Below are 11,931 nucleotides of genomic sequence, written 5' to 3'. Positions count from 1 at the left end.
TTATTTTATATCTCTTTTAATTCTATTACAAGTAAATTTTTATCCTCTATTCTACTTCTTCGTAAACATCCCCATAATATTCTTCTTTAGTTACTAACACCTGTCTTGGTTTGCTTCCATCTCTTCCTGATATTATTCCTCTTTCTTCTAAATCATCCATTATTCTAGATGCCCTATTAAATCCTATTTTAAATTTTCTTTGTATAAAAGAGGTTGAGGCTTGATTAAATTCTATTACTGTTTTTATAACATCTCCTAGAAGTTCATCTACATCTTCACCATTTCCAGATAACTTTCCATTTCCTTCTGTTTCTTTTTGAATATGTTCAATTATATCTTCTTCATATTTTATTTCATCAGAATCTTTCTTAACAAATTCTACAACTTTTTCTACTTCTTCTTCTGAAATAAAACATCCTTGTACTCTTAAAGGCTTATTTTCTCCAACAGGATAATAAAGCATGTCCCCTTTTCCTAGTAATTTTTCTGCTCCACTACTATCTAATATTGTTCTTGAATCTATTTGAGATGATACTGCAAAAGATATTCTTGATGGAATATTTGCTTTTATTACCCCAGTTATTACATCTACTGAAGGTCTTTGAGTTGCTATTACTAAATGCATTCCAGCTGCTCTTGCCATTTGAGCAAGCCTTCCTATATAATCTTCAACATCATTTGCACATACCATCATAAGGTCTGCAAGCTCATCAACTATTATTACGATATAAGGTAATTTTTCTTCAATAATACCTTTTTTAAATAATTGATTATATGAATCTATATTTCTTGCTCCAGAATCTGCAAAAAGTTTATATCTTCTTGTCATTTCATTTACTGCCCAGTTAAGAGCTGCTGCTGCTTTTTTAGGATCTGTTACTACTGGTATTAATAAATGAGGTATCCCATTATAAACACTAAGCTCTACTACTTTAGGATCTACCATAAGTAATTTTACTTCATCTGGAGAATATTTATATAATAAACTTACAATCAATGTATTTATACATACACTTTTACCTGATCCTGTTGCTCCTGCAATCAAAGTATGAGGCATTTTACTTAAATCACCTATTACACATTCTCCACCAATATCTTTTCCTAATGCTATAGCTAATTTTTTATCAGTTTTTATAAAGTCATCTACTTCTAAAACCTCTCTTAAAAATACTGGAGTTTGCGTTTTATTTGGTACTTCTATTCCTATTGCTGATTTACCTGGTATAGGTGCTTCTATTCTTACTCCTGATGCAGCAAGTCCCAAAGCTATATCATCTGCAAGGTTAACTATTTTGCTTACTTTTACTCCTGGACTTGGTTGAAGTTCAAATCTTGTAACTGAAGGTCCTTTTGTTACTTGATTTACTTCAGCTTCAACTCCAAAACTTAAAAGTGTACTAGTTAACTTTTGAGCACTTTTTATTAGATCTTTTTTATCACTTCCATTAAGCTCTGTGTCTTTATTTATGTTAAGAAGTTCTAAGGATGGTTTTATATATTCTTTTCCTTCATCTTCTTTTTTGCTTTCTAATATACTATTTTCAATTTCGCTATGAACTATATTTTTTTCTTGTTCATTTAAGTCTTTTTCTTTTTTCTTTGTTATCATAGGCTCATTAATTTTTGGTATTACTCTTTTTGGCTTTTCTAAAGGTTTCTCTTCTTTAATTTTTATGTTCTTATCTAATTTATTATTTTCTAACTCTTCTTCATCCTCTTCATTATGAAGACTTGAATTTCTCATAAAATCCAATACTTTTATTTTTTTATTTATTCCATTTAAATATTGCTCAGACTCAGGTGAAGGTCTTTCTCCATTCTCTACAACATCTATAAAATTATGTCTTTCTGGAAATCTATCCTCTCTTAACTTATTTAGTGACTTGCTCTTATCTTTAACCTTTAACCCTAAATCATATAATGTTATATCAAATACTAAAATACTTCCTATTACTATAAAAGCAAAATAAATTATATAAGATCCTATTGCACCTAATAGCTTGTACATAGGATAAGCTATTAAATATCCTATTACTCCACCATTTAATCCACCTTTACTATTTGTTATACTTTGTATACCATAATTAAAGCTTAATTTTTCTATTCCACTTAGGTATATTGTGGAACTAATTAAAATAAATATAATTAAATATATAGTTACACCAACGAAACTTTTGTTTATATCTATTGAACCTTTCCCTTTCACATATTCATATCCTAAATAAAGTAAATATACAGGTATAGCATATCCACCTATCCCAACTAAAAAATGAACTACTCTTTGTGAAATATTGGAAAGACTTCCTATCAAATTAGTATATATTGCTAAAGAAAGTATTAAGCCAATGGCTATAAATACTACTCCTTTTATATCTCCACTTTTATTTTGAACTACTTTTTTCTTTTTTCCTATTCCTTTTTTACCATTGCTTCTTTTTTTACTCACCTAATCACCTCACTAGTTAAATTCTACAAATTTTAATAAAGTCCTTTTTTAAGCAAGAATAAAATCAGCCATATTAATATAGCTGACCTTAAATTTATCTCTCATCTATTAAGCTATTTAACTTTGCCATAGCTTCTTTTAATCCCCCAACTTCATCTATTAGGCCACATTCTACAGCTTGATCTCCAATTAATATAGTACCCATATCATTTAAAAGATCTCCTGTTTGACTTAATAATTCTTCTAGTTTCTTCTCTTCTATATTTGAAGTTCTAATTATAAAACTATTTATTCTTTCTTGCATTCTTTTAAAATATTCAAAAGTTTGAGAAACTCCTATTATAAATCCATTCATTCTTACCGGATGAACTATCATAGTAGCAGAAGGAGTTATAAATGAATAGTTAGATGAAGTTGCTAGTGGAACTCCTATAGAGTGTCCTCCTCCTATAACTATTGATACTGTAGGTTTAGATATTGAGTTTATCATTTCAGCTATTCCAAGTCCTGCTTCAACATCTCCACCTGCTGTATTTAAAACTATAAGAACCCCTTCTACATTTTCATTTTGTTCTATTTCAATAAGTTGAGGTATAATATGCTCATATTTAGTTGCTTTAGTTTGAGCAGGAGCAACAACATGCCCTTCGATTTGACCTATTATAGATAAAACTCTTATTCTTTCATTTGGATTTACTACCCCGGTATTTCCAAGTTCCTTTATAGATTCTAATTTTTCATTTTCTATATTTTCATCTTGTTTAACTTCTGATTTTTTAGATTCAATTTTTTTATTCATAAAAACACCTCCCGTATAAATTTATTTTATACGAGAGTGATTTTTTTATACATTCATTTTAAGCTAATTCAAAAGTTTTATGTAGAACATTGATTGCCTCTTCTACATTTTCAGTATGAATTAAGCACCAAATAGTCATATGTGAATCTGCTGTTTGTAAAACTTCTATATTGTTTTCTGTTAATCCTTGAACTATTCTTGCAATAACTCCTGGAATTCCTGTCATTCTACTTCCTACAATTGCAAGTTGACTACAATTTTCTACTAATTCATACTTTAATTTAATTGAATTTAAAACTTTTTCAAGCTTTTCTTTTTTATCTAATCCAATAGTAAATACTTGTCTTTCAGGAAATATATTTATTAAATCTAAACTTATATCATTAGCTGCAAGAAAACTTAATAAATTCTTATAATTTGGATTTGTCTTATTATCTTCAAATTGGATTTTTACTTGTATTCTATCATTTTGATGTGTTATACCAGTTATAACCTTTGGATGTTTTACATCTCCATTATTATTTATAAGTGTACCTTCACAATCATTCATAGTATTTTTAATCAAAATTGGAACATTTCCCTTCATAGCTATGTCTATAGCTTTTGGATGTATTACTTTTGCTCCATGGTCTGCTAATTGGAATACTTCATTATAACTTATTATATTTATTAGTGATGCATCTTTAACAATTCTAGGATCAGCAGTCATTATACCATCTACATCTGTATAAATTTCTATTCTTTTAGCTTCAAGTGCTACTCCTAATATAGCCCCTGTTGTATCACTTCCGCCTCTTCCCAAAGTTGTGAAATATCCATCTTCTGTTATCCCTTGAAATCCAGTAACTACTGGTACTTTTCCTTCGGATAAAATCTTCATTATTCTTTTTGTATCAACTCTAATATGTTTTGCATCAGTAAACACATTATTAGTTATGATACCTGCTTGACCACCTGTTAGCGCTATAGAATCTATTCCTTCATTAAATAATTCATTGCTCATTACTACAGAACTTATAAATTCACCACAGCAAGTTAATAAGTCAGTAGATTGTTTGTTAGACATTTTAAATTTATTGTCTAAAAGAGATAATAGAGTATCTGTAGCATATGGATCTCCTTTTCTTCCCATTGCTGATACAACAACTACTGGTGAAAAACCTTCTTCTATTGCATTTTTCACTTTTTCAATTACTTTCATTCTTCTTTCTTTCGTTGATACTGATGTTCCGCCAAATTTTTGAACAACTATTTTCACTTTAATTCCCCCTTAGAATTATACTTTTGCCCTTCTTATACTTCTTTCATCGGCGTCTAGTATTATAGTTTTTGCCCCAACTTTTTGTACACATGACCAGTCAATTTCTAAAATCTCTCTTGAGCCCCCAAATAAATTAAATTTAGAAGATGCAGTATCTATTAAAAGATATTTTATATTTCCTTCATCATCAATAACTAAATCATTATTTTGAAGATAATCATATTTTTCCCCATCATTTATATTTATAAGCTCATACTTTTCTAGCTCACTAAGATATTTTATATTTTTTTCTCCATGTATATACATATATATACCTCCCTTTTATTAATAAATAGTATATATATATTAATTTAAAGGGAAGTATATTACATTATTATATATCAAGATTTATTTTTTTTCTATAATCTCAAATCTTATATTTTAATTAAATATAATAGAATTTAATTCATCTTTATTTATCTTTGGACCTACAAAAGCTGTATTCAATGCTCCACTTTTAAAGCATTTATCAAGTACATATTTTATATCTTCCATAGTTATATTATCTATTTTTTCTATAACTTCTTCTTCTGTTCTAATGTCTCCTCTAAATAATAATGATTTAGCATTGGCAAACATTTTTGAACTTGTGCTTTCCTGTCCTAATATATATGTTCCTTTTATTTTTTCTTTATTTATTTTTAACTCTTCCTCTGTTATTCCATTGATAACAAAATCATTTACTGTGTCTTTTATAACTTCTAAGGCTTTTTTTGCTGAATTTTTATTTAATCCTAAGTATATGTTTGTTCCTCCACAATTCTTATATGCATCCATATAAGAATAAATTGAATAACAAAGACCTAATTCCTCTCTAACTTTTTGGAATAAAAGAGATGATGCCCCTCCACCTAATATGTTATTTATAATAACCAAAGCATATGATTTTGGATGATTATATTCCATTCCTGGATATGCTATATTTATGTGAAGTTGTTCTATATCTTTTTCTATACTTCCTGTTCCTTTTAAAACTTCTATTTTATCATATTTAGGTTCATATTCTCCTTTATCTTTCCAATCACCAAAATACTTTTCAACTAAATTTTCTATTTCTAAAAAGTCCACTTTACCACAAATTGATATAACTGAATTTGAAGGAACATACTTTTCTTCTATGTAATTTATTATATCCTCTCTAGTAAAACTTTTTACTTTCTCTTCTGTCCCTAATATAGGATAAGAAAGTTCTGTTCCTCTAAAAGATATTTCTGCATGTAAATCTTCTAAAACTTCTTCTGGAGAATCAGTACTCATATTTATTTCTTCTATTACTACACCTTTTTCTTTTTCAATCTCTTTTGGATCAAATTTAGAATGTAATATTATATCTGACAATACATCTAATGCTATATCTATGTGACTTCCTAATGTTTTTACAAAATAACATGTAGATTCTTTTCCAGTAAAAGCATTTATTTGCCCACCTATATTTTCTATAGCACCTGTAATTTGATTAAAGGTTCTTCTTTCAGTTCCTTTAAAAAACATATGCTCTATAAAATGTGATATCCCATTTAAATTTTTCGGTTCATTTCTTGACCCATTTTTAACCATTACTCCTACACTTACAGAGTTTACACCATCTATTTTTTCTATTACGATTTTAAGTCCATTTTTTAATGTAAGAACTTTATGCATATATACCTCCATTTTTTATAAAAAAAAAGGCAAATACCTTTGCCCTTTTCATCTATTCATTATTTTCTTCTTTTTCTGCTAATGCATCTTTTCTTGAAAGGTTTATTCTTCCTTGTGAATCTATCTCAGTTACTTTAACTAAAATTTCATCACCAACAGAAACAACATCTTCTACTTTGTTTACTCTTTCTTTAGCAAGCTTTGATATATGAACTAACCCTTCTTTTCCAGGTAACACTTCAACAAAAGCTCCAAAAGTTGTTATTTTAGTAACTTTTCCTAAGTAAACTTCTCCAACTTCTGCTTCTTTAGTTATACCTTCAATTATTTTGATTGCTTCATTAACACCATCATGATCAACAGATGATACGAATACTGTTCCATCTTCTTCTATATCAATCTTAACTCCAGTATCTTCAATAATCTTGTTTATAACTTTTCCACCAGCCCCAATAACTTCTCTTATCTTATCTGGATTTATTTTAATTATTGATGTTTTAGGAGCATAAGCTGAAACATCTTCTCTTGGCGCATCTATACATTCATTAATTTTATCTAAAATTACCATTCTAGCTTTTCTAGCATTTCTTATAGCAGTTTTAACTACATAATTGCTTAGACCTTTAAGTTTTGTATCAACTTGAATTGAAGTAATACCTTTTTCAGTACCTGCAACTTTAAAGTCCATATCTCCAAAGAAGTCTTCTATTCCTTGAATATCTGTTAATACTTCTTCTTCAGTTAAATCTTCTGATGTTATAAGTCCCATAGCTATACCGGCAGCTGGTCTTTTTATTGGAACACCTGCATCTAACAATGCTAATGTTGATCCACAAACTGAAGCTTGTGAAGTTGAACCATTTGAACTTAATACTTCTGATACAAGTCTTATTGAATATGGGAATTCATCCATTGAAGGAATTAATGGTTCTAAAGCTCTTTCTGCTAAAGCTCCATGCCCAATTTCTCTTCTTCCTGGTCCTCTAAGTGGTCTAACTTCTCCTACACTATAAGCTGGGAAGTTATAATGATGCATATATCTCTTTGACTCTGCTTCATCTATACCATCTAAAGTTTGAACCTCACTAACAGAACCTAATGTAGCAACAGTCATAACTTGAGTTAATCCTCTTGTAAATAATCCAGTTCCGTGAGTTCTTGGTAAAATACCTACTTCACATGAAAGAGGTCTAATTTCATCAAAAGCTCTTCCATCTGGTCTTCTTTTATCTTTTAACAGCATATGTCTTACTACTGCTTTTTGCATAGTATAAAGAACTTCTTTTATGTCTCCTTCTTTACCTTCATGCTTTTCTGCAAATTCAGCAAATACTTTTTCATTTACAGCTGACATTGCTTCATTTCTTTCATCTTTATCCATTATATACATAGCTTCTTTAACCATATCAGTTGCAAAAGCTTTAACATCTTTTTCAACTTCTTCATCTACTTTGTATAATTCTGGAGTATCTTTTACTTTTCCAAATTTAGCTTGTGCTTCTTTTTGGAATGCTATAATATCTTGACAGGCATTAAATCCGAATTCTATTGCATTTATCATAGTTTCTTCATCTATTTCATTTCCGCCTGCTTCAATCATCATAACCTTTTCTTCTGTAGCACAAACAGTTAAATCTAATTCAGTTAATTTTCTTTCTTCTGAATTTGGATTTAATATAAATTTACCATCTATAAGTCCTATTTGAACTCCTGCAACAGGAATTGTATAAGGAATACTTGATAATAATAATGCCATTGATGCTGCATTTATAGCTAGTATTTCTGGTATATTATCTTTTTCAACTGAAACTACTGTACAAACAACTTGAACATCATTTCTATATCCTTTAGGGAATAATGGTCTTATTGTTCTATCAACAGCTCTTCCATGAAGTATAGCTTTGTCAGTAGGTCTTCCTTCTCTTTTTACAAATCCTCCTGGAATTTTCCCAACAGAATATAATCTTTCCTCGTATTCAACACTTAAAGGGAAAAAATCGATTCCCTCTCTTGGCTCTTCTGAGGCATTAACGTTAGTTAGTATAACAGTATCCCCATAGCTAAAGAATGTAGCTGCATTTGATAACATACCAAAACCACCAAATTGAACCTTCATTTCTCTTCCAGCTATAACTGTTCTTAATTCATTCCTCATAAAGGACCTCCCTTCGCCTTTAATTACAAATTTTGCTAATATTTTTAAAATAATAGAGCGGTTTTACCCGCTCTAAGATATTATCTTCTTAAACCTAATTTTTTGATTACAGCTCTGTATCTTTCGATATCTTGCTTAGCAACATAGTTTAAAAGTCCTCTTCTTTGTCCAACCATCATTAATAGACCTCTTCTTGAGTGGTGGTCTTTTTTGTGAACTTTTAAGTGCTCTGTTAATTCATTAATTCTTTCAGTTAATAAAGCGATTTGAACTTCAGCTGATCCTGTGTCCTTTTCGTTTTTACCAAATTCTTTAATTATTTCTAATTTTCTTGCCTTATCCATGTAATCTACACCTCCGTATAATATCCCCTTAGCTCCAAGTATAAAGATGGCACCTTTAAACATAGAACTAGGTTTACTGTCTAAGTATAACAAAAATATTTCCATTTGTAAACATAATTTATTTTTTATAATAAATTTCTGCTTTTTCTGCAAATTCTTTATCTTTTTTTAATCTAGCTTTTAAATCATCTAAAGAATTAAACTTCTTCTCATCTCTAATTCTTCCCAAAAATAATAATTCTAAACCTTCATTATAAATAGTCTTATCAAAATCTAAAATAAAAGTTTCTATTGTAAGACTTTCTCCATCTACAGTTGGATTATTTCCAATATTGGTTATACCTTTGTAGAGTTTATTATTATATAAAACATTTGTATAATAAACTCCTCTTTTAGGTATTATAAAATTTCCTTTTAATTCTAAATTTGCTGTTGGAAAACCTATTGTTCGCCCAATTTGTTTTCCACTTACAACTATACCACTTAATGAATATGGTCTATTTAACATATTATTTGCTTCTTGTATATTTCCTTCTAATAAAGTATTTCTTATTCTAGTGCTACTTACAACTTCTTCTTTATACATAAATGGCTCTATTACTTTAAGTTTAAAATTATATTCTTTTGATAACTCTTCTAAAAGATGTATATCTCCCTTATTTTTAAATCCAAATCTATAATTAAACCCAACTACTAAACCTTTGACTTTATATTCTTTACAAAGATTACCTATAAAATCTTTAGGTGAAATCTTCATAAAGCCACAATCAAATTCTTTTAGGACTATTTCATCTACCCCTAAATCTAATAGTATTTTTTTCTTTTCACTATTTTCCATTAAGTAATTAAATTTATAGTCTTTATTAATTATCTCCCTTGGATGATTTAAAAAAGTAAATACCATACTTTTAGAATTATCTTTTTTAGCTAAATTTATAGCTTCATTAATTAATTCTAAATGCCCTTTATGAAGCCCATCAAAACTTCCAAGAGCTATATAATATCCATCTCTTTTTCCCATTTAATCTCCTAATTTAAACTAATAATTTCTCTAGTTTAAATCCTTTCTCATCTTTTTTTCCAAGACCGATAAAGTTATCATCTTCATCATAAACTCTATAAAGAACTCCAAGTTGAGCTTTCGTTACATAAAGTCTTTTATCATAAACTTTAGCTCCATTTTTAATTAATTTTGAAAATTTATTTTTTATAATAAGCTTATCATAAGCTTCTAAAGCTTTATCTATAGGAATTATATATTCTTCAATATTTTCTTCAGTTAAATTTTCTATATTTATACTATCTTCCTCTAAAAAATTTGAAGTTGCATTTCTCTTTAGTTTAGTCATTACAGCTCCAACTTTAAGATCTTCTCCAATATCATAACAAAGACTTCTTATGTAAGTACCTTTAGAACATTTAACCTTCATTTTAACAAAAGGTTTTTCAATACATATATCTTCTATGAAATAGATAGTTATCAGTCTTCCTTCTCTTTCAACTTCTATTCCCTTTCTTGCTAGTTCATATAAACGAACTCCATTTTGTTTTAAAGCAGAATACATAGGAGGAACTTGATTATATTCACCTTTAAATTTATTTATACTATTTAATATATCTTCTTCTGTTAAAAAGCTATAATCGTTCTCTTCTAAAACTTCTCCTTCTAAATCATAAGTAGTAGTTTTAGTTCCAAGTTTAAATTCAACAGTATAAACTTTAGGTGCTCTCATAATATAATCTATTATTTTAGTACCTTTTCCTATACATACAGGAAGAACCCCACAAGCCTCTGGATCTAGAGTACCTGTGTGGCCCACTTTTCCTGTTTTTGAAAGCTTTTTTATTTTTCTTACTACATCAAAAGAAGTCATCCCCGTATTTTTAAAAATATTAATTACGCCTTCCATTCTTTTAACTCGCTTTCAATTTTATTTAAAATATTATTTTTTGCATCTTCTAAAAAGACACCTTTTTGCATTACTCCTGATGCTTTTATGTGTCCTCCACCACCAAAAGCTTCTGCAACTTCTCTTACATCAAAATCATTTTTTGATCTTAAACTTGCTTTAGTTCCTTCTGAAGTTTCTTTTAATAATACTGCTACTTCTACATCCTTCACACTTAATAAATTTCCTATTATATCTGAAGTATCTTCTTGTTCACAATCATATTTTTTTAAAATCTCTTCTGAAAGTCCTACAACTATAACTTTTCCATTTAAGAATAATTTAGCATTTTCAAATGCATATCCCATAAGATTTAATTTTTTCATAGCTCTATTATCAAAAATATTTTTGTAAATATTTGTATTATTAACTCCTACTGCTATTAATTCACTAGCTATTCTATGAGTTCTTTCTGTAACATTTGAATGTCTAAAAGAACCTGTATCTGTGACAAGTGTAGTATATATACATGTCCCTATCTTTTTTGAAATTTCTGTTTTATCATTAAATTTAATTCCTAGAACTTTTATAAGTTCAAATACAATTTCACCAGTTGAAGCTGCATTTGTATCTACATAATTTAAATTTCCGTATTGTTCATTTGAAATATGATGATCTACATTTATTAAGGATCCTTTATAAGAAGAAAGATCTGCGGAAACTCTTTCAAAATTTCCGCAATCTAATGAAACTACTAAATCAGTATCTTCTTCAGGACATTTAATAGTTCCATCTACTTCTTTACCTAAAGGTAGAAATTCAAGATTTTCTCCTATAATATCTTTAGATATTATGTAAGCATCTTTATTTAAATATCTTAATCCATTTAAAAGCGCTAATGCACTTCCCATGGCATCACCATCTGGTGATACATGAAATGTTATTCCGATTTTATTTGATTCTAAAATCTTCTTTCCAATTTCTTTTAAAGACATTATTTTTTTGACCTTTCTATTAATTCATCAATTTTCATTCCATAATCAATAGATTCATCTAATTCAAATATTATCTGTGGCACTGCTCTTAATTTAACTCTTCTACCAACTTCTCTTCTTATGAACCCACTAGCTCCTTTTAAAGCTTTTAAGTTTTCTTCTTTTTCTTCTTTACTATTTGAGAATATACTTACGTACACTTTTGCATAACTTAAATCTCTAGTAACTTCAACATCTGTTACTGAAATCATAGCAGTAAGTCTAGGATCTTTAACTTCATTTTGAATTAGATTGCTAACTTCTTTTTTAACTTCTTCGTTTATTCTGCCACCTCTATAGTTAGCCATTTTTCTTCACCTCTT

General features: G+C 28.6%; 11 protein-coding genes. All 11 read right to left on the bottom strand.

Annotation, left to right across the window (positions count from 1 at the left end; translation table 11 throughout):
• Window positions 1-46 precede the first annotated feature (46 nt).
• The gene (locus HMPREF1092_RS05015; RefSeq protein ID WP_002597541.1) at window positions 47-2,446 is read right to left on the bottom strand and encodes an FtsK/SpoIIIE family DNA translocase; all 2,400 of its coding nucleotides are present in this window, start codon (window positions 2,444-2,446) and stop codon (window positions 47-49) included.
• 94 nt (window positions 2,447-2,540) lie between these two features.
• Window positions 2,541-3,245, bottom strand: coding sequence for a ClpP family protease (locus HMPREF1092_RS05010; RefSeq protein WP_002597540.1), 705 nt, complete (start codon window positions 3,243-3,245; stop codon window positions 2,541-2,543).
• A gap of 58 nt (window positions 3,246-3,303) precedes the next feature.
• Entirely contained in the window at window positions 3,304-4,503 is a 1,200-nt protein-coding gene (gene dapG / locus HMPREF1092_RS05005) for an aspartate kinase (protein WP_002597539.1), read from the bottom strand.
• 18 nt (window positions 4,504-4,521) lie between these two features.
• Window positions 4,522-4,812: a YlmC/YmxH family sporulation protein gene (locus HMPREF1092_RS05000; RefSeq protein WP_002597538.1), complete on the bottom strand. Its 291-nt coding sequence runs from the start codon at window positions 4,810-4,812 to the stop codon at window positions 4,522-4,524.
• 114 nt (window positions 4,813-4,926) lie between these two features.
• The gene (locus HMPREF1092_RS04995; RefSeq protein WP_002597537.1) at window positions 4,927-6,186 is read right to left on the bottom strand and encodes a M16 family metallopeptidase; all 1,260 of its coding nucleotides are present in this window, start codon (window positions 6,184-6,186) and stop codon (window positions 4,927-4,929) included.
• Between the two features lie 52 nt (window positions 6,187-6,238).
• Entirely contained in the window at window positions 6,239-8,341 is a 2,103-nt protein-coding gene (locus tag HMPREF1092_RS04990; RefSeq protein ID WP_002597536.1) for a polyribonucleotide nucleotidyltransferase, read from the bottom strand.
• Window positions 8,342-8,421: 80 nt separating this feature from the next.
• Complete coding sequence (rpsO, locus tag HMPREF1092_RS04985; RefSeq protein WP_040413985.1) at window positions 8,422-8,685, bottom strand: 30S ribosomal protein S15; 264 nt, start codon at window positions 8,683-8,685, stop codon at window positions 8,422-8,424.
• 118 nt (window positions 8,686-8,803) lie between these two features.
• On the bottom strand, window positions 8,804-9,706 hold the full coding sequence (locus HMPREF1092_RS04980; RefSeq protein WP_002597534.1) for a bifunctional riboflavin kinase/FAD synthetase: 903 nt from the start codon (window positions 9,704-9,706) through the stop codon (window positions 8,804-8,806).
• A 13-nt stretch (window positions 9,707-9,719) separates the two neighbouring features.
• Window positions 9,720-10,595: a tRNA pseudouridine(55) synthase TruB gene (truB, locus tag HMPREF1092_RS04975; RefSeq protein WP_002597533.1), complete on the bottom strand. Its 876-nt coding sequence runs from the start codon at window positions 10,593-10,595 to the stop codon at window positions 9,720-9,722.
• Complete coding sequence (locus HMPREF1092_RS04970) at window positions 10,583-11,569, bottom strand: DHH family phosphoesterase (protein WP_002597532.1); 987 nt, start codon at window positions 11,567-11,569, stop codon at window positions 10,583-10,585. The genes truB and HMPREF1092_RS04970 overlap by 13 nt, the downstream gene beginning before the upstream one ends.
• Window positions 11,569-11,916 carry a 30S ribosome-binding factor RbfA gene (gene rbfA, locus HMPREF1092_RS04965; RefSeq protein WP_002597531.1) on the bottom strand — a complete coding sequence of 116 codons (348 nt, stop codon included), beginning with the start codon at window positions 11,914-11,916 and terminating at the stop codon, window positions 11,569-11,571. The genes HMPREF1092_RS04970 and rbfA overlap by 1 nt, the downstream gene beginning before the upstream one ends.
• Window positions 11,917-11,931: the final 15 nt, after the last annotated feature.

This window comes from Clostridium thermobutyricum, from assembly GCF_000371465.1.
Lineage (GTDB): Bacteria > Bacillota > Clostridia > Clostridiales > Clostridiaceae > Clostridium > Clostridium thermobutyricum.
The sequence above is the reverse complement of the archived record's forward strand: the minus strand, read 5'-3'. Positions and strand labels throughout refer to the sequence as shown.

Bases quoted from the DNA above. Each gene is read 5' to 3' on its own strand.
- HMPREF1092_RS05010 (WP_002597540.1), bottom strand. From the start codon at position 3,245: ATGAATAAAAAAATTGAATCTAAAAAATCAGAAGTTAAACAAGATGAA.
- HMPREF1092_RS05000 (WP_002597538.1), bottom strand. From the start codon at position 4,812: ATGTATATACATGGAGAAAAAAATATAAAATATCTTAGTGAGCTAGAA.
- HMPREF1092_RS04995 (WP_002597537.1), bottom strand. From the start codon at position 6,186: ATGCATAAAGTTCTTACATTAAAAAATGGACTTAAAATCGTAATAGAA.
- HMPREF1092_RS04990 (WP_002597536.1), bottom strand. From the start codon at position 8,341: ATGAGGAATGAATTAAGAACAGTTATAGCTGGAAGAGAAATGAAGGTT.
- rpsO (WP_040413985.1), bottom strand. From the start codon at position 8,685: ATGGATAAGGCAAGAAAATTAGAAATAATTAAAGAATTTGGTAAAAAC.
- HMPREF1092_RS04980 (WP_002597534.1), bottom strand. From the start codon at position 9,706: ATGGGAAAAAGAGATGGATATTATATAGCTCTTGGAAGTTTTGATGGG.
- truB (WP_002597533.1), bottom strand. From the start codon at position 10,595: ATGGAAGGCGTAATTAATATTTTTAAAAATACGGGGATGACTTCTTTT.
- HMPREF1092_RS04970 (WP_002597532.1), bottom strand. From the start codon at position 11,569: ATGTCTTTAAAAGAAATTGGAAAGAAGATTTTAGAATCAAATAAAATC.
- rbfA (WP_002597531.1), bottom strand. From the start codon at position 11,916: ATGGCTAACTATAGAGGTGGCAGAATAAACGAAGAAGTTAAAAAAGAA.